Below are 25,960 nucleotides of genomic sequence, written 5' to 3'. Positions count from 1 at the left end.
GTCATCTGAGTAATTATCCTTTCCCTATCGCTCCAGCACCACAACGGCCATAGAGTACTCGCCGTCATGGGTTATAGAGGTATGAATAATTCTTATTTCATTTCTCTCTGCGCATGCTTTAGCCCGGCCGTGAAGATTTATGTAGGGTTTCCCATGCTCATCTCTCAGGATTTCGATGTCGAGAAAGCGTACCTGCTCCTTCCCCAGGGCTTTGACAAAAGACTCTTTGACGGCGAAGTTCCCGGCAAAGTGCTGTTCATATCGGGCATGGCTCTCCGAATAGGCTATTTCCCGACCGGTGAACACCCTCTGCTTAAACCGCATCCCCCACTTTTTTAGAAGCTTCTCCATCCGGGGTATATGCACTAGGTCAATTCCTATTCCTGAAATCATATCAATATCGACGTCATCGACAAATTTCAATCATCTCTCTAACCGCTTTTTCCATCCCCACGATTAACGAACGGGCTATGATGCTGAAGCCTATGTTCAGCTCCTCTATATCGCTTATAGAAGCAATCATCCTCACGTTCTTGTAATCCAGGCCATGCCCTGCGGAGATCCTTAAATCATGGTCCAGAGCGATCTTCACTGAGTATTCGATCTTCTTGAACTCCTCCTTTCTTATTTGCTCATTTTTTGCCTCGGCGTAGTGCCCGGTGTGAAGCTCGACCATATCGGCATCGGTGTTCCTCGATGCCTTGATCTGTTCCTGGTCCGGGTCTATGAAAAGACTGACGAACAATCCACCCTCCTTGAGCCTTTTCACCACCTCGGACACCACCCGATGATTATCTATCACGTTTAATCCGCCTTCGGTGGTTATCTCCTCTCTCTTCTCCGGCACCAGCGTCACCATATTCGGCTTCACATCCAGTGCAATCCCCACCATCTCACTGGTGGGGGCCATCTCCAAATTTAGTTTTGTCTTCACCGTTTGTCTGAGTATATGTAGGTCTCTAATTTGTATGTGTCTCCGGTCCTCGCGTAGGTGCACCACAATACCGTCCGCACCAGCTATCTCCGCTAGGTAGGCTGCTAGAACCGGGTCCGGGTCCGTACCCCTTCTGGCTTGCCTCAAGGTAGCCACATGGTCTATATTCACGTTCAGTCTAGGCATGACTTAATCCCCTATCTCCTTTCTCAGTACAGACGCGATTTGTTCGGCAATTTCCCCTATGAGCGATTCACTCTCACCCTCCACCATGACCCGGGCTAGAGGTTCGGTCCCGGAGTACCGAAGATTTATTCTTCCGCGGGCCTTGAGCCTTTCTTCACACACCTTTATGAGCTTATCGAGCCCGTCTATGTTCTGGAAGGGTTTTTTCTCGGCCACTCGGACATTGATTAAGATCTGTGGGTATAGCTCTATTATCCTGGAAAGCTCGGAGAGCCTAGCCTGCTTTCTTCTCATGATAGCTAATATTTGCAGGGCGGCCAGCGTCCCATCCCCGGTGGTAGTGTGGTCCATGCATACTATATGTCCGGATTTTTCGCCGCCAAAGTTGCATCCCCTTTTCCTCATCTCTTCGACCACGTATCTATCTCCAACCGGCGTCCTGACCAGACTACCCCCTTTCTCTTCTAAAAAGGTTTCTAGAGCCATATTGCTCATTACCGTCGCCACTACGGTGTTTTTGCCCAGTCGTCCCTGCTCCATCAACTCATCCGCACAAATGGCCATTATTTTATCTCCATCTACTTCCTCTCCCATCTCATCGCATAAAATAATCCTGTCCGCATCTCCATCCAAGGCTATGCCCAGGTCGGCGCCGGTTTCGAGAACCCACTTTTTGAGTAAGCCCGGGTTTATGGCCCCGCATTCGGTGTTTATGTTTCTGCCATCGGGGTTAACCCCGATGGTGATAACATCTGCCCCTAGCTCCTGGAACACTATAGGGGAAACTTTATAGGCGGCGCCGTTGGCACAATCGAGGACGATTCTAACCCCTTCGAGTGTTAAGTCCTTGGGGAAGGTGTTCTTCACAAAAACTACATATCTACCAGCGGCGTCATCGATTCTGGTAACCTTTCCAATCTCTCCGGACGGAACACTCAGCTTGTTCACCCTTTTGCTCAGGATGAGCTCTTCTATCTCCAGTTCCTTTTCATCGGGCAGTTTGAACCCGAATCGGTCGAAGAACTTTATTCCGTTGTCCTCAAACGGGTTATGAGAGGCCGAAATTACCACCCCGGCGTCGGCGCGCATGCTCACCGTCAGGAATGCTATTGCCGGCGTGGGAAGCGGTCCCACCAGAAGCACGTCGGCACCCATAGAGGCAATACCGGCGGAGATTGCCTGCTCAAACATATAGCCGGAAAGCCGGGTATCCTTCCCGATCACCACTTTCGGTTTCTTGGAGTCCGACTTCTGCTCCTTCAGTATATGGGTAAGAGCCTTACCCAATTTGAGGCTCATCTCCGCAGTCATGGGCTCCAGGTTTGCTACGCCCCGCACCCCATCTGTCCCGAATAGGTGTTTGTATCGCTCTTTCAACCCTCCTTCCTCCATTCAGTTGAGTTTAACCTCTACCACTTTCGGTGTCTTTTTCTTCAACGTAATAAGCTCCGGATGCGGATAGATTACGTCTATCTGTAACTCTACCCGCTTCTGCTGACTGTTTTTTAGATTATGGCCATCGACATAAACGTTTATATCATCACTGTTCAGGTCCCGGATTATACTGTAGGGGCCTTCAAATTCCAATTCCGCTTTCATAGGACCCAACGGCTCCACTTCCCGGTCATCAAAGTTAACCAGTTTTATATCTATGTTTTTAAACTGCTTCTCCACTATCTGTTCCTGTATGTCCACCGTGACCCTTACAATCTCATCTTTGACGACGTCGACGAGCGGATTTACTGGCTTTAGAGGAACTTGGATGGTAAATTTCGACCTCACTCCGACCACCGATATCGAGTCGGTGTTCAAGCGCTCGACCTTGGACACGATGCTTCTTGGCCCCCTGATCTCCACCTTGCTGGGGTCTACGGTAGGCACACCGACCACCTCATATCCGGTATCGGCAGGACCCTCGATTACCGGCCTCACATCGACTTCTTTGACCATCAATTTGTCTATATCCACCTTGATCTCAGCCGGGGTTATTCCGGTGACGAGCACTCCCCGGGGCGTCTTGATTTGGTCTGTTTGCACCTCGAACTTAGAGAGACCGGGGGATGCGTTGGCCAGGTCGACGGTGAAGGCTATATTACGCGGAGAAATGGAGGATAGCTGGGTGCGGGAACCGCGAATCCTGATGTTGAGTTTCTCCGGGGGTTTGTTCACGATAACCAGGTCAGAGGGTAAGTTTACGTAATTCACATTTATGGACAAACTCTTCTCGATATCATGTTCAACGTTGGCTATAAACCAAAGAAATACGGCAATGGTGATGGCTAAGATTTTCTTACCAACATTCTTGAAAAATATATTTCGGGATATCTCATCGAGCTTTTTAAGCACTGTTTTTTTCTACTCGCTTTCCTTTAACGATGCGGTCAAAAATACCATAGTTTTCAGATTGCTGTCTTCCTATTACCAGAAGGTCGAGGAGACGATTATAGAGTGAAGTTGCATCCAACCCCCTGGTCAAGTTGCCCTCGGAGGCGAGAGATATTGTTCCGGTCTCTTCCGAGACCACAACCACGATTGCATCTGTCTCTCTGGATAGCCCTATAGCCGCTCTATGCCTTGTTCCCAGCTCCCTTTCCAGGTCCGGGTCTGTAGCCAACGGGAAAAAAGAACCGGCGGACAGGATCTTGTTACTACCGATGATCATTCCTCCGTCGTGAAGTGGGGAGGATGTGTTGAATATGCTTATGATAAGCTCTCTGGATACCCAGGCGTCTATTTTCATGCCGATTTCGACAAAGTCCGCCAGGCTGTTCGTTTTCTCGATGGCAATAAGGGCGCCGATTCGGCGATTAGCCAGGAAGCTGGTTGCTTTCACCACTTCATCAACGACCAACTCTTCCGATTTCCCACGGGAGATTTTTAGGAGAAGAGGATTCCTACCCAGTGCGGCCAGGGCCCTGCGTATATCGTTCTGGAATAGGATCACCGCAATTATAATGATGGAGCCCAGAAAATGTCCCAAGATCCAGTTGAGGGTAAATAATTCCCATCTCTGGGATGCGAAATAAAGTGCAAACAAAGCGATGAGCCCGGAAAGAATTTGGACGGCACGCGTTCCCTCGATCAGGCTGAGGAGGTAATAGATGATTCCGGCCACTAATAATATATCTACTGCATCCCAGAGGTATCTAAAATTAAAAATAGCGTCGAACATGGTTCGTTCCTGAGGTTTTAATTAGCGTTAATAACCGCATCCGTAATTTCCGCCACCCTTTTCATATAAAGCACATCGTGGACCCGAACAACCGAAGCCGAATTCATAATTCCGATGGCTATTGTTGCGGCGGTTCCCTCAAGCCTATCTTCCGGCAGGTCATGGCCCAGTACCCTACCGATAAAGGATTTTCTCGAAGTGCCGATTAATATGGGCTTGCCCAGGCCGAGAAACCGGCTTAGATGTTTTAGGAGCACCAGGTTCTGTTCGGCTGTTTTTCCGAACCCGAATCCAGGGTCGATTAAAATGCTCTCCGGATGTACTCCTTTATCCTCAGCCAACTCTATTGACCGTCTCAGGGAATTCATCACGTCATCGATAAGTGAACTATACCCTGTTTTATTCTGCATATCCCTGGGGCGGGAGGAGGTATGCATTAGAATTAGGCCGGCGCCATATTTTGCGGCTACCTCCGCAACTCTGGGGTCAAACAGTAGCCCGCTTATATCGTTCACTATAGATACACCCTCTTCCAAGGCTTCCTCGGCCACCTTTGCTTTAGTTGTATCGATCGATAAAGTAAGGTCAAATCTTTTTGTGACCTCTCTTATAACCGGGATTACTCGCTTTAGCTCTTCTTCCTCCGATACCCCCGTCGACCCGGGCCTCGTTGATTCTCCGCCAATATCTATTATGTCTGCTCCCTCATCTATCATCCTCTCGGCCTGCCTTAGCGCATCATCCGGCTTGAAGTGCCTTCCGCCATCATAAAAAGAGTCGGGGGTTACATTAAGTATGCCCATAATATATGTCCTCAGCCCCAAAACCACTTTTCTATCCCTGAAAATGAAGTCCTTTACGCAGCGCGGAGCAGGGGAGATTGGCTCAACTTGGTTTAAATATTTATCCTCGGGTCGAGGTTTGTATCCTGGGTTCATTCTTCTAAAGACTTTGAATTCAGTCTTTTCAGGAGTACGTAATGATTATGATACAGATCGGTTGATTAGAGTATTAGCTTTTACAGCTCGTCAACAGTTTTTGTCCTGAGTGCGACTGCGCCTTTTTGACTAAGCCCGCTTTCCCAAGATGGATACTCCGGTCTGATCTTTTTTACGATGTCGTCCAGTTCTTTTCCGTCGACTACTTCCTTATCCAGCAGGACTTCGGCCAGTGTGTGGAGTAGTTCTATATTCTTTTCGAGAACGGCCTTGGCCCTTTGATAGTTCTCGGTCACTATTTTCTTTATCTCGTTATCGATTTCTACAGCGGTTGCTTCGCTGTAGTCTTTATGTCTTGACAACTCCTTGCCCAAAAATATCTGCTCTTCCCCTTTGCCGAATGTCACCGGCCCCACCTTGTCGCTCATTCCCCATTCGCAGACCATCTTTCTGGCGATCTCCGTGGCTCTCTCCAGGTCGTTGCCCGCTCCACTGGTTTGCTCCTCGAATATTATCTCTTCCGCTGCTCTTCCACCAAGGAGAACCATTATAGTATTATTCAAATAAGCCTTAGAAAGGGTGTACTTATCCTCTATGGGCAGTTGCTGTGTGACCCCTAGGGCCAGCCCCCGGGGAATGATGGTTACTTTATGTATCGGGTCTGTTCCGGGTGTGAGTTTTGCCACAAGCGCATGGCCACCCTCGTGATACGCAGTTATCTTTTTTTCTTTGTCGCTGATGATGAGGCTCTTTCTCTCCACGCCCATGATCACCTTGTCTTTAGCGTATTCGAAATCCTCCATGTTGATCTGCGTCCTGCCCAGGCGTGCGGCATGAAGAGCGGACTCGTTCACCAGGTTCTGGAGGTCGGCACCGGAGAAACCAGGGGTGGAACGGGCAATAAGGGAGAGGTTAACGTCTTCGTTTAAAGGGGTATTTTTCGTGTGCACCTTCAGTATTTCTTCCCTTCCCCTGACATCAGGCCTGGGGACAACCACCTGACGATCGAACCTCCCCGGACGGAGAAGCGCCGGGTCAAGCACGTCCGGACGGTTGGTGGCGGCAATAACTATTATTCCCTCGTTGGCTTCAAAACCATCCATCTCCACCAGAAGCTGGTTTAGGGTCTGCTCTCTTTCGTCGTGCCCGCCCCCCAAGCCCGCTCCTCGGTGTCTTCCTACCGCATCCAGTTCATCGACGAATATGATACAGGGGGCATGACGCTTTGCTTGCACAAAAAGGTCTCTCACCCTCGATGCACCCACGCCCACGAACATTTCTACGAAGTCGCTTCCGCTTATGATGAAAAACGGCACACCGGCCTCTCCGGCTATAGCCTTGGCCAGTAGTGTCTTCCCGGTACCGGGAGGTCCTACCAGCAAAACTCCTTTTGGTATCCGTCCGCCGAGGCGGGTGAATTTCTTGGGGTTCTTCAGGAATTCAACTATCTCTTGTACTTCCTCTTTAGCCTCATCTATACCCGCTACATCCTTAAACGTGGTCTTATTTTGGTTTTCGTTGAGCATCCTGGCGCGGCTTTTTCCAAAAGACATAGCCTTGGTGCCGCCTGTCTGTATCTGCCGCATGAATAAAACCATTATTACTATCAATAAAATCAGGGGGGCCCAATTAAGTAGTATGTGCGTCAGCGAACCTTCTCTATTTTCGGAGAAGCTGAACGCAATGTCTTTTTCCTTCAGAGTTTTGATCAGGTCGTCGCTAGCCGGCCCGGTAGTCTTGAACCCGTTTTGAATTTCACCTTTGTATGTGCCCTTTATTTCCTCGCCCTTAAATTCAACCTTATCTATCTCTCCCTGGTCGAGGCTTTTGAGGAACTGGCTATAAGGTATATCTTTGTAGTTGCTCTGAGGGGTATTTATTAGTTGATATAAGGCAATTATAGCTATAAAAATAACTAACCATAAAAGCAGATTTTTAAAAAGCTGGCTGCTCAATTCTCCCTCGTTTCATTGGTAAATTTTAATTCAAAAAAAATGATAGCATACATACTAGACTTTTCAACATAAGATACAGTTTTTATTGAATTTCCTTGAATACCTCGGTGCTTAAATACCTTTCACCGGTGTCACAGAATATGGTCACAACCTGTTTACTCGGCCCGAGCCTTTCCGCTATTCTTACTGCCGCTAACCCGGCCGCTCCGGCAGATATACCCACCAGTAGTCCCTCTTCCTTGGCTAATAGTTTAGTGAACGCCCTGGCCTCTCGACCGCTTATGGTCATTATCTCGTCGTAGATTTTCGTGTTGAGGATGTCAGGAACGAAGCCTGCTCCTATTCCCTGTATATCGTGTACGTGTGGCTCCTTCCCGGACAAGACGGCGGATTCGGCCGGCTCTACCGCCACTATGTGTATTTGGGGAAAGTGTTTCCTCAGTATTTCTCCAACACCGGTGATTGTCCCACCGGTCCCGACGCCGCTGACGAAGGCGTGAATCTCCCCAGGGACCTGCTCCAGTATCTCCGGCCCGGTGGTTAATCTGTGCGCTTCCGGGTTGGCCTGGTTTTTAAACTGTTGTGGCATGAAGGCGTTCGGGTCCTCCTTTACTATATTCTCGGCTGCCCTTACCGCTCCCTCCATTTTCTCCTCGGCCGGGGTTAAGACCAGTTCCGCTCCGTAGGCTGCCAAGAGAAGCCTTCTCTCTAGACTCATATCATCGGGCATGGTCAGGATTAATCTATATCCCTTCACCGCGCAAAGGAGTGCAAGCCCGATTCCGGTGTTACCGCTCGTAGGCTCGACGATTACGCTCTTTCCCGGTCTGATCTTTCCCTCTCTCTCCGCCACTTCGATCATTTTCAAGCATATTCTTTCCTTAACGCTCCCCGCCGGGTTCAGGTTCTCCAGTTTTGCCCAGACCGTTGCCGCCATCTCCGGTACTGTTTTTTTGAGCCTTATCACCGGGGTATTTCCGATCAGGTCTAAGACGCTGTTTACACTGCGAAGGGTATTCACCATGTGTCACTAAGAGTGTTTGTTGTATTAATAATAATGGTAGGAATGTATAAAAACAACTGAGTTTGAATTTTTTTAGCCAGTAAATTTTACAGTTACTTTAATATAAGTAGAGCTACCTCTTTGAGAACTTCTTTGTCCTTATCCATCAAGGACTGCAGAATTTTCTTTATCGTCTCCCAGGGAACATCCGGCTTTCGCATCTCGTTTTTTAGCTTAAGCAGGATTCCTTTTAATTCCTGGTCTTCTATGCTGCGAATATAAGCATCGAAGGACACCTGGTTGTTTTTTATTTCTGCCATATTTAGTTATAATAACTGATTACAAATTGAGTTAACATGAGAAGAAAACAAAAAATCAACCTCAAGCGAAGGGGAAAAAGGGTTAAGCCTTATTTCCTGGGTTTTATCTTTCTCACTGTGCTGGTGCTATTATCGACCTACATTCTCTTTTGGTACTTTACTTACGACCTCCCTGACCTCACCAAAATCACCGGCTATAAGCCCCGCCTTATTAGCGAAGTTTACTCGGTCGACGGCCAGTTAATAGGAGAATTCACCACTGAAAAGAGAAAACTCATCCCACTTGAGCAAATACCCACCCATGTCCGAAATGCCTTTATCGCCGTGGAAGATAAGCGCTTTTTCAAGCACGAGGGTGTTGACTTCAAACGGATAATAGGCGCCCTGGTTAAGAACATTCAGGAAAGAGATATAGTCCAGGGAGGGAGCACCATAACCCAGCAGGTGGCAAAGAATCTGGTTCTATCCCCGGAAAGGAGCTTTACCCGAAAAATAAAAGAGGCGATACTGGCCTACCGAATGGAGAAGAATCTTTCCAAAGACGAAATTCTCTACATATATCTTAATCACATTTACTTGGGCGACGGCACATACGGGATCGAAGCCGCCAGCAGAAACTACTTTCACAAATCGGCACGGGACATAAACCTGGCCGAGGCGGCACTCCTAGCTGGGCTTCCCAAGAGACCGGAATACTATTCTCCACGCAAATATCCGGACAGGGCGATAGACCGTCAAAGATTAGTACTTAGAATCATGGAAGAAGAGAATCTTATAACCAAAGAGCAGAGAAAGGAGGCGGAAAACTACAAGATTAAGATTCTACCCTCCCGAACCCCCAATCTCCAGGTCGCCCCGTATCTGGTAGAGCTGGTCAGACAACACATAGAGAGAAGGTTTGGGACTAAGGCACTGATAAACGGGGGATACACGGTATTTACCACAGTAGACGTAGATTTAAGCCTGGCTGCACAATGGTCTCTGAGACGGGGAATACTGGAGCTCGAATCGCGGCGGGGTAGGGGCACCGTGGTGAGACATTTAAACAGCCAGAAGGAGATAAGCGATTTTTTAGAATCGCAGAAAATCGATGAAATTAAACCAGGAAACTCATACCAGGCGGTTGTTACCGAGGTATCCAACACTGGGATTTCTCCGAGTGTTTTTAAAGCCAGCTTAGCTATGGGGAAATGGCCGGACGAGCTTAGATTCGCGGTAAGCACACCGCTGGGCAAGCCGGTGGACGGGCTTTCCTTTCCACTTTCGAAGAACTACGCGCCCCTTAATGGCTACGGGGGTATTTCCCTGGTGCAGACCAAACTGAGGGTCGGCGACGTGGTCAAGGTAAGAGTGACAAGAGAGGTAGAAGGCATATACGAGGCGTCCCTCTATTATGAGCCGGAGACTCAGGGGGCAATATTAGCCATGGATACAAATGGCTACATCAAGGCTTTGGTTGGAGGGTTTGATTTTCGTGATTCTCAGTTTAACCGGTCAACTCAGGCTTTGAGACAACCGGGTTCTTCGTTCAAGCCTTTGGTATATTCTGCGGCCATAGATAAAGGGTATACAGAAACCACTATCGTTTACGATATTCCGGTGAGCGTTAAAAACTGGGAACCGCAAAACTATGACGGCGGGTACCTGGGGCCAATCCTGCTTAGGGAGGCGCTGGCAAAATCCAGAAATTTGGCCAGCGTGAGACTTTTGCTGGAAATAGACCCCAATTACGCCTTGGGCTACATAAAGCAGTTCGGCTTTACCTCAACCCTAAACCCTTATCCATCCCTGGTCCTCGGTGGGTCCGAGGTTTCGTTGATAGAGATGGTAAGAGCTTTTAACGTCTTTGCCACCGGGGGTAAACTAGTCGAGCCCAAGTTTATACTTCGAATATACGACCGTGACGGTAAGCTGGTCGAGGATACAACGAATAATCAATTTCTCTCTACCGAGGAGGCAGAGAGGGAGGACCGGGAAACAAAGAGACTGCAAATAATAAAAGAGATTGCCAGAAGGATAGGTAGAGATGTACGGACCGAGGATGAGTATGTGAAAGAAGATGTTCTCGCTCCGGACGAAGATTTTAATACCACTAGGGATAAAGTATTTCTGACCCCCCAGGAATTTTTAAAACGCTTGCGGAGTAATTCCATAAGTTTTCATTACGACAGTGGAAAGCGAGCCATTAGACCGGAAACGGCGTTCATCATGACCGACTTGCTCCAGGCAGTGGTCAGAGAGGGCACCGGGAGGAGGGCTTTTGAGCTTACCTCCCTAGCTCCGATTGCCGGAAAGACTGGCACGACGAATGATTTTACCGATGCATGGTTTATTGGTTTTAGCCCGAGGATAGTTACAGGCGTATGGGTGGGTAAAGATAACCACACTACGCTCGGGAAAGGCGAGGCTGGGGGAAGGGCTGCGCTTCCCATATGGACGGACTTCATGAGAGAGGCCTTGAAGAAGTTCCCCGGGGGAGAATTTCAAACCCCGGACGGGATACGTTTTGTCAATACTCCTTACGGCTTGATTCCGTATAACGTGGACACCATGGGTGACGACTTGTATTCGGAGGAGATACGGCAGGAGGTCCACGGATATCAAAGCACGACTGAACAAAGGGAATGGGAGGAAGAAGACAGCGTAAGTGAGATAGATTTCCTCATAAGGCGCTAATCCAAACTCACTAGAGGCCTTATGGCCTCCATTTTTTTCTTGCCGATTCCATCTACTTCCTCAAGTTCCTCAATACTCTTGAAGCCGTTATTTGAGTTTCTCCAATCCACAATCCTCTCTGCCAGCTTGATACCGATTCCGGGAAGTGACTGCAGGTCATCTGTGCTAGCGGAGTTTATTCCTACGGGGACACCGAGCGCCAGGCTCTTTATTCCACTCATTCGGGAGAACTCATATCTGCCGTCGCTATGAAGTATGATTCTATCTCCGTTTCTCGGTTTTTCGTATAGGCTTAACGAGCGAGCAATGTGCTCAAGCCCTGAGTCATTATCAAACCTGAGCACAACAGTAGGGCGATCAACTTCGGCTAGTTCAACATAGGTGTAACCGGAAGAGCGGTCCTGGCCGGTTTCGTGTTCGTCGTGTAAATGGTATTGCCTTATCAGATAAAAGATTAGACAGACAAAAGCCAAGCATAGAACCTGACGCTTCTGGTAAATATATGATACGTTTCTCATCATATATTTTATTTTCTTACTTGACACGTCAAAAAATGCTTTTAACCAACCCGCCATCAACCTGGATTGTCGTACCGGTAATATAGCTTGCCCTTTCCGAAGCCAGAAATACGACCAGGTCGGAAAGCTCTTTTGGCTTTCCGATCCGGCCAATCGGCACGTCCAGCTCCATAGAATTTATCACATCTTCGATGCTTTTATTATCTCTCTTTGCCCTTTCCTCCGCAAGATGGATTATGCGGTCGGTAAGTATTCGACCGGGGCAGACGCAATTGACCAGTATATTATCCCGGGCAAATTCATTCGAGACCGATTTAGCAAATCCTATTACTCCAGCCCTGGCCGTATTCGATAGTATTAGGCCGTCTATGGGTTGTTTTACGGCTATGGAGGTGATGTTGATAATCCTTCCCCATTTCTGTTTTCTCATATAAGGTATGACTTCGTTCGTCATCTGAACGGTGCTGAGGAGGTTGAGTTCAAGCGCCTTTTTCCAATTATCCAGTGTGAAGTCAAAAAGATTGCCGGGAGGGGGACCACCGGCATTATTCACCAATATGTGAACGGTGGAGTAAGAGCTTATGGTCTCATTGATTATCCTCTTAATGTCTCCCGTCTGGGAAACATCAGCCTCTAATGCCAGAACATCGACTCCGGTTTTATCTCTGATTTCATCCGCCGTTTTTTCTAGAGCCTCTTTCCCCCTGGCACATATAGTCAAATTCACTCCTTCCTCGGCTAACCCTATCGCTACTGCTTTTCCCAGCCCTTTACTCGAGGCCAGCACGATAGCCACTTTATCTTTGATGCCTAAATCCATTTTGTTTTCCCCTTCGATTAAGAATGCAAATATTATATGCCCGGGAAAGATTTAACAATATTCATCGTACAATTAAAAATGCGAGAAGAGGGGAGGGCGGTAAAAATTTCGGTTAATAAATACAGGTTTATTGCCGCCTTGTATGAATATTATAATGATTATAATAAGTTACGTTTAGACTTTGACGTCGTTCTTGCTCATGTTTGGCATACCGGACTTTTTGATTTTCTTTGGATCTGTAGTAATTGTTTCGGAAGCCTTTTCCGATGAGCCGTTGCCGTTTGAAGAGTCGGATGAAAGTGCCGGGTTGTTTTGCTCGGCAGCCTTAGACGGAATCCCGGGGTTTTTTGCATAGTCAGTAGCATACCAGCCGGTTCCGTTTAGCTGGAATGAAGAAAGGGATATTAAGCGATGCACTTTCCCTTTGCAGTACTTACACTTTCTCAAGGGGGGATCGCTGAAGCCCTGGAGTTCTTCCATCACCCGACCGCATTTTTCACATTCGTACTCGTATATAGGCATGATACTATCTCCTTGGATTTTCTAGCTTTAATTGGAGTGGAATTAATATAATAACTAAATTTAAGTTATGCAAGGGTAGGCAGGTTTTCTTCTATTGTTATAAAGTTAGCTTTAATTGGTTATTTTGACCGACATAATCGGCAATGGCCTTAAAACGTTCGTACTTTCTGGTGAGGTACATACCCTCAGGAACCCCATCATATAATACGTGATATAACTTAGCACAGTCCACACCTGTATGCCTGAAATAAAAAGCCCTACGCTTATCGGTATTGAGGGACATCTGTTGTACCTCGTATAGAAACTTTAATTCATGTATAGTGATTTCCTTCTCTAGTTTCCGCGACTTTCTATTAATATGAGATTTTTGTTTCTTTTCGAGGTTGTTGTTATAACAACGAGAACATAGTCCCCTAGACCTATGAGGATATTCTTGAGTTTCACATTTTAGGCATTTATCATGCTTTCTCGACCAGCTAGTTTTTTTAATATTTGTAGCGGATTGCATGGTAAGGGGAATTAAATCAACAAAAATTGCTTGGTAAAAGTATTCCTTTAATAGTTTACATAAGATTTCTTATCAGACTCTGTATACTGATAATGGGTCAACTCTAACCTGGTTATAGCCGCTTTTCTGGTATAATTTGCCCCATGAGGCTAAAGAATAAAAAAGCTGTTGTTACCGGAGGGGGCAAAGGGATCGGGAAAGCCATAGCAAATGCCTATGTAAAGGAAGGAGCTTCCGTAATAGTCTGTGGACGAGATGAGGTTACCCTCAAAAGATCGTGTCAGGAGATTAAGAAGTACGGCGAGATAGAATATGTGACAGCCGATATCTCGGAGAAACGGGATGCCGGAAAGATTGCTGGCCGGGTTCGGGATAAATGGGACAGCCTGGATATACTTGTCAATAATGCCAGTATCCTGGGTGTACGCTCAACCATTCTGGAGTATCCCGAAGATGTTTGGGATGAGGTAATTCAAGTCAATTTAAATGCTCAATTCTACGTAACTAAGTTCCTCCTTCCTTTTCTTCTCAAATCGGAGAGCGCTTCAATAATAAACATTAGTTCGAGCGTGGGAAGGCGCGGCAAGGCTCTTTGGGGAGCCTACGCTGCATCCAAATTCGGGCTTGAAGGTTTGACCCAGGTTCTTGCCGATGAATTGAGGTCTTCAAAAGTCAGAGTTAATTCCGTCAATCCCGGAGGAACCAGGACCGATATGAGAGCGGAGGCCTATCCGGATGAGGACCCAACGACCCTACCGACGCCGGAAGATATAGTCCCTGTATTTTTGTATCTGGCATCGGATGAGTCAATCGGTGTTAACGGAAAGGAGTTTGACGCAAGGGATTGGATTAACAAGACTGATTTCTAAAATCAGTCAAACCTGTCTAAAATAAGAGATTGCTTCGCGGGGATCCGAGTTAGTAATTCGCTGCAGTCAGTGTAAATACTAGCGCGGTAATAAACTCTATGAAGGGTCTCTACAATGACAGTTTTTTTACGTTTTTCCAGCGGATGTACATCCGCTCATTCCTTCGATGAACTCAGGACAGGCTCTGAGTCTAATCGAAGGATGTGGTTCTTAATGAGCGATCTTAAACTTCCAGTTCCCGGAGAAGCCTGAAACATGTTTCAAATAGTATATATAAATTAGGTTTCCAGTAAAGAAATATACAGTACAGACAGCAATCTTATTGTGCTAGAATCAGCACAAACAACTCCCTCGGCCCGTGCACACCTAGAGTCAGGTTAAGCTCGATATCCGCCGTTCTGCTGGGGCCGGTGATAAAGGTCAGACAGCTCGTACTCTCTTCGGTTGAATTTTTCTCTGAAATTAAATTTACCAGCATAGCAAATAAATCGTTTATGTTTCTCAGGATTAAGCTTGATTTGACGATTGCCAGGTGAATTGGAGGAATCAGAGAAACGGTTCGAGGCTGTTTCTCACCTGCGATTAAAACGATTGTGCCAGTATCAGCTATAGCAAAGTCGGCCTCGGTAATCCCGATACCTGCATTTGACATTTCCTCTTTTTTATCTGGGTGAGCTAGTTTCAGACCCTTGCTCTGAAGGTCATCACCAATTTCAAGTCTTTGTATTAACTCAGATTTCCAGATAGCGAATGAGCTTATGCCTCGCTCCTCCACAAAGCTCATGATAAAATCCTTAACCGCATCCTCGCTCTCTACTATTTTTGCATTCCCGCTTACTTTGGTAAGTTCCTCTACGAACTGATTTACTAAAATCGATTTCTCCATCGTAGGCTCTGCAGAAATGCCAGTTGATTTGCGTGTTATTTCTTTTTGTTGATGCACGCCAGTAGAACCGTAAAGCCCGGTTCTTATCCGTGTTAATATTTTTTCCCTAGAGCTTTTGTTCATTTTCATTCTCTAGGTAGAGACGGCATTAATGCCGTCTCTACATCAATCATGAATAATGTAGGGAACGCATATATGCGTTCCCTACAAAACGCATTTTATTCACATTGTTTCATACCATCTGAACTCGTTGCCTACCATTGCGTTGTTAACTAAATTTTACTAATTTCTTTCCATCTTTTTCTAAAAGGTATTTTTGCCACCGCCGGAAAGTCACGATCATTTGTCCATTCAGAGAATGGATATGGCAGCGAACTTAGTTTTCTATTTTTGGAGAGCCAAGGAAACTGCAGGAAATAGGACAAAGTGGAGAGTAAACTGTAGGCCGTTTTACTCTCCATAGAGATCCGCCACAATCTCACTAAAAGACGTTCTAATAATCCTGCCTCCCCTCCCCTTCCATCTTTATTCTCTCCTTCCACCACTCTCTTTCTAAGCTCGAGTAAAACTTTGGGGAAGTCAATTTTCACCGGACAGACATCCTTGCACGCTCCACATAGAGACGACGCAAATGGAAGCTCGGGCGCTTTTTCCGCGCCGAGAAGCTGAGGGGTAATAATTGCTCCTATCGGCCCTGAATAGACCCATCCGTAGGAATGACCCCCTACCTGCCTGTATACCGGGCATATATTAAGACAGGCTCCGCATCTTATGCAGTAAAGCGATTCCCTCGTCTCCTCTGATGCCAGTATTTTCGCCCTCCCGTTATCCACGATAACCAGATGAAACTCCTCCGGGCCATCCATATCGCTCTTTCTTTTAGGACCGGTTATGAAGGAAACATAAGTGGATATCTTTTGCCCGGTGGCGCTGCGGACAAGGACGGGCAGAAAAATGGACAAGTCTCCATAACGGGGAATCACCTTTTCAATTCCCATAACTGCCACGTGAACTCTGGGGACGGTGGTGGAGAGTCTAGCATTTCCCTCATTCTCTACCACGACGATAGTCCCGGTCTCGGCTACGGCGAAGTTAACACCGGAGACGCCCATATCGGCGCTCAAGAACTCGCTTCTTAATCTTTCTCTTGCCACCCTGGTTAACTGCTCCGGTTCGGTATAGTAAGGAATGCTAAGCTTCTCTGAAAAGAGTCTAGAAATATCATCCTTGCTCTTGTGTATAGCCGGGGCGATTATATGCGAGGGGCGCTCCTTTGCCAGTTGAATAATGTATTCCCCCAGGTCGGTCTCGACCGCTTTAATTCCGGCTTCTTCGAGAGCGTGATTAAGTTCTATCTCTTCAGTGGCCATGGACTTGCTTTTAACGACGGACCTGACTCCGTTTTCTCTGGCTATTTCTACGATAATTCTACAAGCCTCTTCCCCGTCTTGAGCCCAGTGAACTTTTCCGCCGGTTTTAATCACATTGCCTTCGAGCATCCCCAGATAAATTGGCAGATTTTCGATCGTCTCCTTTTTTATTTCTCTCGCCCGATTTCTAAGGTCTTCAAACCCTTCAAGCTCGTCGTATGCCCTCTTTCTCGAAGCCCTGAAACGATCGGTGGTGTTTCTCAGAGCTTTTCTTAGATTCTGGTCGGTCAGTGCGGTTGATGACTGCTTCTTAAATTCTAATTTCTTAATTTCCATAAGAGGACATCCTTAACTAATTATCGGCCACGAATATACACGAATGGACACTAATGAAAAGAGGACAGAAACATTAAGATTAAATATAATCTATTCGTGTAAATTAGCGTCTAAAGCTCCGAAGCCAAAAGTTCGGCTATGTGCATCACCTTGACCGGAATTTTTCTTCTGCTCATAGCTCCTTCTATATGCATCAGACAACCCATGTCGGTTGATACTATGGTATCAGCCCCGCTTTCGACGATGCTAATTATTTTTTCTTCAAGCATGGAAATCGAAACCCCGGGGAACATTATGGAGAATGTCCCTCCAAATCCGCAGCAGGCATCATGCAGGTTCATTTCAACGAAATCAATTCCTTTGACCGATTTTATTAATTTTCTCGGCTCGTCTCTAATCCTAAGTTCTCTAAGAAGATGACAGGAATCGTGATAGGTAACTTTTCCACTGTAACTCGCACCCACATCTTCCACATGCAGTACGTTCGTCAAGAACGCGGAGAACTCATAAGTTCGCGATGCCAATCTATCAGCCAGTTCCAGTCCTCTAGACTCTTCTTTTAGTAACTCTCGGTAAAAAATCTTGACCATGGTCGTGCATGAACCGGAAGGGCAAACCACATAGCAATTATCATCTTGAAAGATAGATAGAAATCTCTTTGCCAGCGCTTTGGCATCATGCTGAAAACCGCTGTTAAACGCCGGCTGTCCGCAGCAAGTTTGGTCGACGGGAAAGTCAACTTCCACCCCCAGTTTTCTCAGAACCTTAACCATACTCTCTCCCACTTGCGGAAAAAAATTATCTACCAAGCAGGTAATGAAGAGGGAAACCTTTTTCTTTGACTGGTTTTGCTGGCGCAATCCCGTACCTCCGAGCTTTGATTATTTCTACATGTCGAAGTAATGTCAAGGTTGCTGCGCTAATTGATAACCGTAAATAACACATACACTCGTTCTTTATGGTTTGAAGTCGTGTTTAGTTATCGTAAAATAGATTAAGTATTCCAGCATCGTTAATTCATAGTACGAGGTCTGTTATTCATGCCACAAAAATTGCCCATACCACCACACTTTGCGCCCAATAAAGTCGGCGAAGTGTGGAAAGTACCTTACCAGGAAATCGCTGAAAAAGCCTCACTGTGGGCAGAAGAGCACAACATTGAACCTGCAGTTAATGACCGGTTTAAGATTTGTCTCATTTTGGTGGATGTTCAGAACACCTTTTGCATACCCGGTTTTGAATTGTATGTGGGTGGTCGCTCGGGGATGGGAGCGGTCGATGACAACAGGCGTCTTTGTGAATTTATTTATCGAAACCTGGGTAAAATCACTCAGATCGTGCCGACCATGGATACACACCAGGCTATGCAGATCTTTCACGGTATCTTTTTAGTCGATGACCAGGGCAAGCATCCGTCGCCATTTACTCTAGTTAGCTACGAAGATATAATGACGGGCCGTTGGCGCTTCAACCCGGCTTTGAGCCATAGTCTTGGCCGTGGGAGGGATTATGTGCAGGAGCATTTATTACACTACACGAAAGAGCTCAAGAGAACCGGCAAATACGACTTAACCATCTGGCCATACCACGCCATGCTTGGCGGTATTGGCCATGCCCTAGTATCGGCTGTAGAGGAAGCTATCTTCTTTCATACTATTGCCCGTTATAGCCAGCCGGATATTCATACCAAAGGCGATCATCCCTTGACCGAGCATTACTCTGTCCTGGGGCCGGAGGTATCGACCGATCCATACGGAGAACAGTTAGCTCCGAAAAGCGATAAGTTCATGCGTAAGCTCCTGGAATTCGATGCTGTCTTCATTGCCGGCCAAGCGAAAAGTCACTGCGTGGCCTGGACTATAGCCGATTTGCTAAGCGATATACAGGCCCATCCTTCTCATAAAAAATTAGTGGAGAAGGTATACATCCTGGAAGATTGTACCTCTCCGGTGGTAATCCCCGGGGTTATAGACTATACAGAGGAAGCCATTAAGGCTTTTAAAATGTTCGATGAAGCGGGTATTCATCTAGTACAGTCAACTGATGAAATCGAGTCCTGTCTATCTAATAATAAATGAAATAGATTGTTATATCACGAATGTAATAATTCACTTTAATAATATAGAGAGAACTTAATGAAACGATTAATATTCTAGCACTTATTATATCATAATAACTAATAATCACAGGATATTATAAACCACATTTATTGTTTAACTTTAATCTTCTCCTCTCATTTAATATTTAACTTAGAATTATTTAAACCAAGATATAATAATAATTTGTACATTACATTAAATAATATTTAGTAATAGTTTAATAATATCGTGTAATTATCTTGGAAAACTAATAATTTAGGTATTTGCCCTGCTATGATCCCCTGTGCTTTAGGTTCTCTACGCATCGGTCGCAAATAAAAGGATAATCAGGGTCGACTCCCACGGTAGTTCTATAATTCCAGCATCTCTCGCATTTTTCCCCGGGGGCTTTTGTGACTGCGAGAATGACTCCGGGAATATCCGCACTCTCAAAATTATAGCTAGCATCCTCTGGTGACTCATCGAGTAATTCCATATGCGATACAATCGCCAGGGTTTTAAGCAACTCCAGGTTTTCAGCTATAAACTCTCTTGTATCTCCCTTTGCATAGATTCCCACACCGGCATCTAACGAGCTTCCGATAAACTTATTCTTTCGAGGGATTTCTAGCGCCTTCAAGATGTCATCCCGCAAGAGAAGTAGCTTGTTCCATTTCTCTTCGATTGCACTATCCATGAATTCCGGTTTAGGGAATGTGGTCAGATGAACGCTCTCCGTCTTCTCGCCCGGAGTATAGCGCCAAACCTCGTCCGCAGTGAACGAGAGTACCGGGGCAGAAAGCCTTGCCAGAGAGTCCAAGATTATATATATGGCTGTCTGGGCGGACCTTCTTTTCCCGGAATTTGGAGCATAGGTGTAAAGCACATCCTTTTGCACATCCAGGTATATCGAGCTTAAATCTACTATGCAAAACCTCTGAAGCTCATGATATACGATATGAAACTCATAATTCTGGTAAGACCGGAGTATCTTTTCCGAGGAAACCCCGAGCCGATGCAGGATCCACCTGTCGATCTCTTCTAGGTCTTTGTATGCCCGCTGGTGCTTGAGCGGGTTGAAATCGTATATGTTTCCCAAAAGATATCTGAAGGTGTTTCTTATCTTCCGGTAGGATTCGGCAAGCCTGTCCAGGATTTCGGTGGAGATTCTAATGTCATTACGGTATTCTTCAGCCGTAACCCAGAGTCGCAAAATCTCCGCGCCGTATTTCTTTATAGTATCCTGAGGGGCAATGACGTTGCCCTTCGATTTTGACATCTTTTCCCCTTCTTTATCTACCACAAACCCGTGGGTTAGGACTGACTTATATGGAGCTGTCCCCCTAGTTCCTACCGAAACCAGAAGACTGGAATGAAACCATCCCCGGTGCTGGTCGCTTCCCTCAAGGTACATATCCGCGGGCATGGAGAGTTCCGGGCTTTTCTCAAGCACGGAAGCAAAACTGACCCCGGAATCAAACCATACGTCCAATATATCCTTATCTTTCACGAAGTTCTTTCCTCCACACTCCGGGCACTTGAATCCTGAGGGCAGCAATCGGTCGGCCTCGTGAGTGAACCAGGCGTCTGCTCCCTCTTTCTCGAAGATATCAGCAACATGATTGACAATTTCCGGGTCCATGATGACATGGTCGCAAGTGTGGCAGTAGAAGACAACTATGGGTACCCCCCATGCCCTCTGCCGGGATACGCACCAGTCCGGACGGTTCTCGATCATGTTGTAGATCCGGTCCCTCCCCCACTCCGGTATCCACCTTACGCGCTCTATTTCTTCGAGGGCCTTCGACCTCAGCCCGTTCTTCTCCATGGAAATAAACCATTGGGGTGTGGCCCGGAAAATGATCGGATTCTTACACCGCCAACAGTGAGGATAGGAGTGAACAAGCTTTTCCTCTCTTAAAAGATTGTTTTTCTCCTTTAGTTTTTCTATTATCTCCCGGTTTGCATCATATACGAACATACCGGCGAAGAACTCGACCTCTTTGGTAAAACGACCCTTATCGTCTACCGGGGCATAGATGTCCAGATTGTACTTTATCCCGATTTCATAGTCTTCCTGGCCATGCCCCGGGGCGATGTGGACAATTCCCGTTCCGGTGTCCAGAGTTACAAAGTCGGCTAGGGTAACGATGGACTCCCTTTCATAAAGCGGGTGGTTAAACTTCAATCCCTCTACTTCTTTTCCAGGAAACCGATGTAAAGTCTTTGTTCCCGGCCCGAATACATTTTCCAGAAGCGCCTGGGCGAGTATATACACCTCTCCATCTACTTCCGTCGCTACGTAAGTGTGGTCGGGATGAAAGGCCAGGGCTAAATTCCCGGGAAGAGTCCACGGTGTAGTAGTCCAGATCAGGGCATAAACCCTTTTCCCGGTGAGGAAAGGAAACCGATGGAATAGCTCATTTGACGATAGAGGAAACTTAACATATACGGACGGAGAGGTCTTATCCTCGTACTCTACTTCGGCCTCGGCTAGTGCGGTCTGGTCGAAATAACACCAATAAACCGGCTTCTTTCCCCGGTATAAACCTCCTCCCTGGATAAACTTTCCGAGTTCCCGGGCTATGGTAGCCTCGTAATCGAAGCTCATGGTCAGGTAAGGACGCTCCCAATCCCCGAAAACGCCGAGGCGTTTGAATTCTTCCCGCTGGATTTCTACAAACTTCTCCGCGTACTTTCTGCAGAGCCTTCGTATTTCTATCTTGGAGGCAGTTTCCTTTTTCGGCCCCAGGTCTTTTGTGACCTGAAATTCTATGGGTAGCCCGTGACAATCCCATCCCGGAACATAGTAGGAATCAAATCCAGACATGGTCTTTGATTTTACGATCAGGTCCTTGAGAATCTTGTTCAGGGAGTGACCTATGTGGATGTGGCCGTTTGCATAAGGAGGTCCGTCGTGGAGAATAAATTTCTGTCTCCCTTTGGAAGACCTACGTATTTTCTGGTATAGGTTAATTTCCTCCCAGGTCTTGAGCATCTCCGGTTCCTTCTGGCTCAAATTTGCCTTCATCGAGAAATCGGTGCGCGGCAGGTTGAGGGTGTTTTTATAGTCCAATTCTTTACTCATATAGGGTTAGGCTTCCTCCTGGTACTGGGGTCAAATATTTTAGTTAAGATGGCAGTGGAAAAAGTATTAGCCAAGATAACTCGAAAAGCAAGTTATGGCTTTGACGGTCTTACTCACGGCATTAGCCGGTATGGTCATCTATAAAATCGGATAGCTCTTCATAAAGATGCCTGGAAAAGCCCACCCACTTCTCCCAAGCCTCGCTGTACTCAATATCCTGGTCAACCCTTTTTTTTAGTATGAATCCGAAGCGGGTATGTTCAACCCGGAATTCGCTGTTCCCGGTCAATTTGTCCTCGAGAATTTTAGCGTAGTCCTGGAGAAGTTTGAGTTTGTCCTCATCCGCTTCCCTGATCTCGGCGATGAAATACCCACCTGTTTGCGCGGTGGGCATCTGCATTATATTGCAGCCGAGTTCTAGCCCCTTGAGAATAGTCTCTGCCTTCATCGAGATTAGGAGGTCCATTCCTGGCCTTGTAGAAGTTTTTTGCACATTAATTTTAGAATTATCCAATTTCCTATGTCAAGATGTTTTCACACAGATGTTTTCACACAGTGCCTTTTGAAGTATGCGGGGATATAGACAAGAAAATCTCCTTTACAACCCGGTTACTAATCCGATGGTTTTAGTGTTATAGTAGATGTTCGATGAAATTCTTGTCGAGGAAAAAATACCCATTAGCTTTCCTAACTGCATTTGGACTATTACTTGTCCTGATAAATTATGCCGAACCGGCATACCGCACCGGTTATATCATTTCGCAGGTTGTACCGAATGCTCCCAATTGGTTTGAATGGGGGAAGTACGATGTCAGTGTAGAGAAGGTCGAGCTTGATGTCTCCAACAATAATAATCATGGCCGGAGTAGTGAAGTTCAGAGGGGGTTAATTTATATTTACCTCCCGATGGGTGTAATCCGTCCCGGATTCGTAATCCTCCTGCCCGGGTTTACACCGGATGGGGCGCTCGATGCACGCTTGGTTAACCTAGCCCGGTCTTTTGCCGGAGCCGGGATCGGAGTGGCAGTGCCTGATTCCAGTACAATTCGTAAGAGAATATTCTCCAGAGACGATATCGAGCTTATCAAACTTACTTTTTACTTCCTTCAAGACCAAGATTATGTGGACAAAGAACGTATAGGCATCTGCGGCTTTTCGGTGGCTGGCTCTTATGCCCTGAGAGCGGCTTCCGAGCTGGGAAGCGGTCCCCTCTTTGTTCTCTCCCTCGGCGGCTATTTTGACCTGGGTGAATTGATTGCCCAGGTAATCTCGAAATCTGCCATTTACAATCGGTCAACCCGTCTCTGGAAGCCGAACCCAATGCCTGAAGAGGTTATTAGCAATAATTTCATAAGGCATATAGGAGTAGAAAGCATAAAACAAATCAACCAAGAGAGTCTCTCATTTGAAGATGCAAAAAAATATATCCAGATGTTGCCAGAAGCAGTTTTGATAAACTTAAGTGCACTTTCCCCGTCTCCTACCCTTCCCGCTATAAAGACGCGTGTCTTTCTGATACACGACAAGAACGACGACGTAATTCCAGTCGAGGATTCCTACAAGATCCGGGATTTGCTTCCCCGGGATATTCCAGTACATCTAACCGAGCTTTCTAGCTTCGACCATGTAACGCCCGAAAACTTCTTCAGCTTGGATACTCTAAAACTTTCATGGCAGGTACTTAATATAGTCAAGATGTTGATATAACCCAGTAGATGTTCAAAACTGTATGTCTGCAAAGGAGGTGGAAATGGAACTCGAAGAAAGAGTGGCAATAATTACGGGTGGCACCGGTGCTTTGGGCAAAGCGGTGGTATCGGAATTCTTGCGAGAAGGAGCGAAAGTAATTTCTACCTACATCATCGACCAGGAGTTGAGAGGACTTCGGTCAACATTAAAAAATCAAAACCTCACCCTTATAAAGGCAGATGTCACCAGAGAGAAACAGGTGGCACAAGTCGTTAAGAGAACGCTTAAAAGATTCGGCAGGATTGATATCCTGGTGAACATCGTGGGCGGGTTTACCTATGCCAAGATTCAGGATACAGACGAGAAAACGTGGGACCGGATGATGAATATGAACCTAAAGTCCGTATTCCTATGCTCAAAAGCGGTACTGCCCCAGATGATCAAGCAGAACTATGGAAAGATAATCAATATCTCCTCCCGTCCGGCTTTAAAGGGAGTAGCGGGCGTGGGGGCATACTCCGCCTCGAAGGCCGGAGTATTAAACCTGACTGAGACAATAGCGGACGAAGTAAGAGACTACGACATAAACGTGAATGCTATACTTCCGAGCACTATAGACACTCCAGCAAACAGGAGAGACATGCCCGAGGCTGATTTCTCCAAATGGGTAAAGCCTGAGGAGATCGCCAGGGTGATGGTATTCCTGGCCTCCGACGATTCAAGACCGGTTAGCGGCGCAGGTATTCCTGTCTATGGAAAGGCTTAGCCAGGTCGAGTCATCCAAAAAGAATCAGAAGAGAGCCCTTCTTGCTGGCTCTGCGGCGAACGTATTGGAGTGGTATGATTTCGCCCTCTATGGTTACTTTGCACCGGTATTCGCTCAATTATTCTTCCCGATGGATGACCGGCTAACCGCGCAGATCTCTGCATTCGGTGTCTTTGCAGCCGGTTACCTGATGCGCCCGCTGGGAGCGGTTATTTTCGGGCACGTGGGAGACAAACTGGGAAGAAAGAATGCCCTGATGCTTTCGGCTATTCTAATGGCTATTCCCACTACGCTGATCGGAGTGTTGCCCACTCACGCCCAGGTCGGGGTTATCGCACCCGTTCTTTTAACCATACTGAGACTCATACAAGGTATTTCCGTAGGCGGCGAATTTACCGGCTCCATATCATTCATCGTCGAGCATGCCCCTCAATCCCGGCGCGGTTTCTTCGGCAGCTTTACCACATTCAGCCTGCTCGGCGGCATCCTCATCGGTTCGGGAATGGGGGCAATAATAAATTCAGTACTTGGTTATGATGACGTTCTTAACTGGGGGTGGCGGATCCCTTTCTTCTTCGGGATTCTGCTCGGAGTAGTCGCTCTATACCTGAGGACACAAATAGACGAATCTCCCATCTTTAAAGATTTGGAGGGCAAGGGGAAAGTATCCCGGCGGCCTGTTCTAGAGGCGTTGACACAGAACTGGAAAGAAATACTGACCACGATCATGGCAACCTGGGGTGGCTCGGTCACCTTCTACATGATTTTCGTTTATATGACGACCTATCTGTCGAGTGAGATTAACCTGCCTCAATCCACGGCTCTTAGTATCAATACAATCAGCATGGTTATCATGATGTCTGTGGTTCCCTTAATGGGAGCGATTTCCGACCGCATCGGCAGGAAGCCGGTGCTGGCTGCCGGTTCCCTATTGATCGCCGTATCATCCTACCCCATGTTTCTCCTGATATTACCGGGTAACACGCTATTCATACTGGGGGCACAAGCCGTTTTTGCTCTAGGATTGGCCATGGTCTTCGCACCTTTTGGAGCGATGCTTGTAGAGCTATTTCCCTCACGCGTGCGGATGACTGCAATGTCTCTGGGATATAACGTGGGGTTTTCCGTGTTTGGAGGCACTGCCCCGCTGGTATCCACTTACTTAATCAGGGAAACCGGAAACATCCTGGCGCCAAGCATATATCTAGGGCTGAGCTCTCTGATCTCACTCCTGGTTTTTCTAAGAATAAGGGAGAGGTATCGGGATGCACTTAGATGACCGACATCGCTACTGTAGAGACGCAAGATTTTGCGTCTCTACACTTA

The 25,960-nt window shown here is 46.7% G+C and carries 24 protein-coding genes; 6 read left to right on the top strand and 18 right to left on the bottom strand.

The genetic code is table 11. The annotated features are described in order from the left end of the window. Positions 1-24: 24 nt before the first annotated feature. The 9 genes from acpS to VNN20_11355 all read right to left on the bottom strand — a co-directional run bounded on the left by acpS (position 25) and on the right by VNN20_11355 (position 8,508). The gene (gene acpS / locus VNN20_11395; GenBank protein HWP92785.1) at positions 25-423 is read right to left on the bottom strand and encodes a holo-ACP synthase; all 399 of its coding nucleotides are present in this window, start codon (positions 421-423) and stop codon (positions 25-27) included. After that, positions 407-1,120, bottom strand: a complete 714-nt coding sequence (locus VNN20_11390) for a pyridoxine 5'-phosphate synthase (GenBank protein ID HWP92784.1) — start codon at positions 1,118-1,120, stop codon at positions 407-409. The genes acpS and VNN20_11390 overlap by 17 nt, the downstream gene beginning before the upstream one ends. Positions 1,121-1,123: 3 nt before the next feature. Then, positions 1,124-2,497: a phosphoglucosamine mutase gene (gene glmM / locus VNN20_11385; protein ID HWP92783.1), complete on the bottom strand. Its 1,374-nt coding sequence runs from the start codon at positions 2,495-2,497 to the stop codon at positions 1,124-1,126. 15 nt (positions 2,498-2,512) lie between these two features. Beyond that, on the bottom strand, positions 2,513-3,466 hold the full coding sequence (locus VNN20_11380; GenBank protein ID HWP92782.1) for a CdaR family protein: 954 nt from the start codon (positions 3,464-3,466) through the stop codon (positions 2,513-2,515). Further along, a complete protein-coding gene (cdaA, locus tag VNN20_11375) occupies positions 3,459-4,292 on the bottom strand; it encodes a diadenylate cyclase CdaA (protein ID HWP92781.1) in 834 nt (277 codons plus the stop codon). Before cdaA ends, VNN20_11380 begins: the two co-directional genes overlap by 8 nt. 17 nt (positions 4,293-4,309) lie before the next feature. After that, entirely contained in the window at positions 4,310-5,095 is a 786-nt protein-coding gene (gene folP / locus VNN20_11370) for a dihydropteroate synthase (GenBank protein HWP92780.1), read from the bottom strand. Positions 5,096-5,310: 215 nt separating this feature from the next. Beyond that, positions 5,311-7,185 (bottom strand): ATP-dependent zinc metalloprotease FtsH, encoded by a 1,875-nt coding sequence (gene ftsH / locus VNN20_11365; protein HWP92779.1) that lies wholly within the window; start codon positions 7,183-7,185, stop codon positions 5,311-5,313. An 82-nt stretch (positions 7,186-7,267) separates the two neighbouring features. After that, positions 7,268-8,209 carry a cysteine synthase A gene (gene cysK / locus VNN20_11360; protein HWP92778.1) on the bottom strand — a complete coding sequence of 314 codons (942 nt, stop codon included), beginning with the start codon at positions 8,207-8,209 and terminating at the stop codon, positions 7,268-7,270. Between the two features lie 92 nt (positions 8,210-8,301). After that, entirely contained in the window at positions 8,302-8,508 is a 207-nt protein-coding gene (locus VNN20_11355; protein HWP92777.1) for a hypothetical protein, read from the bottom strand. A gap of 36 nt (positions 8,509-8,544) precedes the next feature. Here VNN20_11355 and VNN20_11350 point away from each other — a divergent pair, with 36 nt between their 5' ends. After that, a complete protein-coding gene (locus VNN20_11350) occupies positions 8,545-11,184 on the top strand; it encodes a PBP1A family penicillin-binding protein (GenBank protein ID HWP92776.1) in 2,640 nt (879 codons plus the stop codon). Here VNN20_11350 and VNN20_11345 read toward each other — a convergent pair. The 4 genes from VNN20_11345 to VNN20_11330 all read right to left on the bottom strand — a co-directional run bounded on the left by VNN20_11345 (position 11,181) and on the right by VNN20_11330 (position 13,327). After that, positions 11,181-11,705 carry a helix-hairpin-helix domain-containing protein gene (locus VNN20_11345; protein HWP92775.1) on the bottom strand — a complete coding sequence of 175 codons (525 nt, stop codon included), beginning with the start codon at positions 11,703-11,705 and terminating at the stop codon, positions 11,181-11,183. The two genes, VNN20_11350 and VNN20_11345, sit on opposite strands and share 4 nt — an antisense overlap. A gap of 25 nt (positions 11,706-11,730) precedes the next feature. After that, the gene (locus VNN20_11340) at positions 11,731-12,522 is read right to left on the bottom strand and encodes an SDR family oxidoreductase (GenBank protein HWP92774.1); all 792 of its coding nucleotides are present in this window, start codon (positions 12,520-12,522) and stop codon (positions 11,731-11,733) included. Between the two features lie 174 nt (positions 12,523-12,696). Continuing rightward, positions 12,697-13,044, bottom strand: coding sequence for a zinc ribbon domain-containing protein (locus tag VNN20_11335; protein HWP92773.1), 348 nt, complete (start codon positions 13,042-13,044; stop codon positions 12,697-12,699). Between the two features lie 97 nt (positions 13,045-13,141). Further along, complete coding sequence (locus VNN20_11330) at positions 13,142-13,327, bottom strand: hypothetical protein (protein HWP92772.1); 186 nt, start codon at positions 13,325-13,327, stop codon at positions 13,142-13,144. A gap of 368 nt (positions 13,328-13,695) precedes the next feature. Between VNN20_11330 and VNN20_11325 the strand changes: the two genes are divergently transcribed. After that, on the top strand, positions 13,696-14,421 hold the full coding sequence (locus tag VNN20_11325; GenBank protein HWP92771.1) for an SDR family NAD(P)-dependent oxidoreductase: 726 nt from the start codon (positions 13,696-13,698) through the stop codon (positions 14,419-14,421). A 319-nt stretch (positions 14,422-14,740) separates the two neighbouring features. Here VNN20_11325 and VNN20_11320 read toward each other — a convergent pair whose 3' ends face one another. From VNN20_11320 to VNN20_11310, 3 genes are all read right to left on the bottom strand, one after another. Further along, the gene (locus VNN20_11320; GenBank protein HWP92770.1) at positions 14,741-15,430 is read right to left on the bottom strand and encodes a lactate utilization protein; all 690 of its coding nucleotides are present in this window, start codon (positions 15,428-15,430) and stop codon (positions 14,741-14,743) included. A 149-nt stretch (positions 15,431-15,579) separates the two neighbouring features. Next, positions 15,580-17,013, bottom strand: a complete 1,434-nt coding sequence (locus VNN20_11315; protein ID HWP92769.1) for a LutB/LldF family L-lactate oxidation iron-sulfur protein — start codon at positions 17,011-17,013, stop codon at positions 15,580-15,582. A gap of 110 nt (positions 17,014-17,123) precedes the next feature. Then, on the bottom strand, positions 17,124-17,873 hold the full coding sequence (locus VNN20_11310) for a (Fe-S)-binding protein (protein ID HWP92768.1): 750 nt from the start codon (positions 17,871-17,873) through the stop codon (positions 17,124-17,126). Between the two features lie 180 nt (positions 17,874-18,053). On the opposite strand from VNN20_11310, the gene VNN20_11305 reads away from it, so the two are divergent. Beyond that, entirely contained in the window at positions 18,054-19,091 is a 1,038-nt protein-coding gene (locus VNN20_11305; protein ID HWP92767.1) for an isochorismatase, read from the top strand. Positions 19,092-19,383: 292 nt separating this feature from the next. Here VNN20_11305 and ileS read toward each other — a convergent pair whose 3' ends face one another. Both ileS and VNN20_11295 read right to left on the bottom strand, forming a co-directional pair. Further along, on the bottom strand, positions 19,384-22,179 hold the full coding sequence (gene ileS / locus VNN20_11300) for an isoleucine--tRNA ligase (protein ID HWP92766.1): 2,796 nt from the start codon (positions 22,177-22,179) through the stop codon (positions 19,384-19,386). A 121-nt stretch (positions 22,180-22,300) separates the two neighbouring features. After that, entirely contained in the window at positions 22,301-22,645 is a 345-nt protein-coding gene (locus VNN20_11295; protein HWP92765.1) for a hypothetical protein, read from the bottom strand. 182 nt (positions 22,646-22,827) lie between these two features. On the opposite strand from VNN20_11295, the gene VNN20_11290 reads away from it, so the two are divergent. From VNN20_11290 to VNN20_11280, 3 genes are read left to right on the top strand one after another with little or no spacing between them, the layout of a single operon-like run. Beyond that, positions 22,828-23,886, top strand: a complete 1,059-nt coding sequence (locus VNN20_11290; GenBank protein ID HWP92764.1) for a hypothetical protein — start codon at positions 22,828-22,830, stop codon at positions 23,884-23,886. A 43-nt stretch (positions 23,887-23,929) separates the two neighbouring features. Further along, positions 23,930-24,634 carry an SDR family NAD(P)-dependent oxidoreductase gene (locus VNN20_11285; protein HWP92763.1) on the top strand — a complete coding sequence of 235 codons (705 nt, stop codon included), beginning with the start codon at positions 23,930-23,932 and terminating at the stop codon, positions 24,632-24,634. Continuing rightward, positions 24,621-25,913 (top strand): MFS transporter, encoded by a 1,293-nt coding sequence (locus VNN20_11280; GenBank protein HWP92762.1) that lies wholly within the window; start codon positions 24,621-24,623, stop codon positions 25,911-25,913. The genes VNN20_11285 and VNN20_11280 overlap by 14 nt, the downstream gene beginning before the upstream one ends. The last annotated feature ends 47 nt before the right edge of the window (positions 25,914-25,960 follow it).

It is taken from the genome of Thermodesulfobacteriota bacterium, assembly GCA_035559815.1.
Taxonomy (GTDB): Bacteria; Desulfobacterota_D; UBA1144; order Nemesobacterales; family CSP1-2; genus DATMAT01.
The sequence above is the reverse complement of the archived record's forward strand: the minus strand, read 5'-3'. Positions and strand labels throughout refer to the sequence as shown.

Excerpts from the sequence above, each read along its gene's own strand:
- VNN20_11285 (HWP92763.1), top strand. The coding sequence starts at position 23,930 with ATGGAACTCGAAGAAAGAGTGGCAATAATTACGGGTGGCACCGGTGCT.
- VNN20_11350 (HWP92776.1), top strand. The coding sequence starts at position 8,545 with ATGAGAAGAAAACAAAAAATCAACCTCAAGCGAAGGGGAAAAAGGGTT.
- VNN20_11355 (HWP92777.1), bottom strand. The coding sequence starts at position 8,508 with ATGGCAGAAATAAAAAACAACCAGGTGTCCTTCGATGCTTATATTCGC.
- VNN20_11340 (HWP92774.1), bottom strand. The coding sequence starts at position 12,522 with ATGGATTTAGGCATCAAAGATAAAGTGGCTATCGTGCTGGCCTCGAGT.
- VNN20_11320 (HWP92770.1), bottom strand. The coding sequence starts at position 15,430 with ATGAACAAAAGCTCTAGGGAAAAAATATTAACACGGATAAGAACCGGG.
- VNN20_11280 (HWP92762.1), top strand. The coding sequence starts at position 24,621 with ATGGAAAGGCTTAGCCAGGTCGAGTCATCCAAAAAGAATCAGAAGAGA.
- VNN20_11295 (HWP92765.1), bottom strand. The coding sequence starts at position 22,645 with ATGGACCTCCTAATCTCGATGAAGGCAGAGACTATTCTCAAGGGGCTA.
- ileS (HWP92766.1), bottom strand. The coding sequence starts at position 22,179 with ATGAGTAAAGAATTGGACTATAAAAACACCCTCAACCTGCCGCGCACC.
- VNN20_11330 (HWP92772.1), bottom strand. The coding sequence starts at position 13,327 with ATGTCCCTCAATACCGATAAGCGTAGGGCTTTTTATTTCAGGCATACA.
- VNN20_11290 (HWP92764.1), top strand. The coding sequence starts at position 22,828 with ATGAAATTCTTGTCGAGGAAAAAATACCCATTAGCTTTCCTAACTGCA.
- VNN20_11345 (HWP92775.1), bottom strand. The coding sequence starts at position 11,705 with ATGATGAGAAACGTATCATATATTTACCAGAAGCGTCAGGTTCTATGC.
- VNN20_11335 (HWP92773.1), bottom strand. The coding sequence starts at position 13,044 with ATGCCTATATACGAGTACGAATGTGAAAAATGCGGTCGGGTGATGGAA.
- VNN20_11390 (HWP92784.1), bottom strand. The coding sequence starts at position 1,120 with ATGCCTAGACTGAACGTGAATATAGACCATGTGGCTACCTTGAGGCAA.
- cysK (HWP92778.1), bottom strand. The coding sequence starts at position 8,209 with ATGGTGAATACCCTTCGCAGTGTAAACAGCGTCTTAGACCTGATCGGA.
- VNN20_11315 (HWP92769.1), bottom strand. The coding sequence starts at position 17,013 with ATGGAAATTAAGAAATTAGAATTTAAGAAGCAGTCATCAACCGCACTG.
- VNN20_11325 (HWP92771.1), top strand. The coding sequence starts at position 13,696 with ATGAGGCTAAAGAATAAAAAAGCTGTTGTTACCGGAGGGGGCAAAGGG.
- folP (HWP92780.1), bottom strand. The coding sequence starts at position 5,095 with ATGGGCATACTTAATGTAACCCCCGACTCTTTTTATGATGGCGGAAGG.
- VNN20_11305 (HWP92767.1), top strand. The coding sequence starts at position 18,054 with ATGCCACAAAAATTGCCCATACCACCACACTTTGCGCCCAATAAAGTC.
- cdaA (HWP92781.1), bottom strand. The coding sequence starts at position 4,292 with ATGTTCGACGCTATTTTTAATTTTAGATACCTCTGGGATGCAGTAGAT.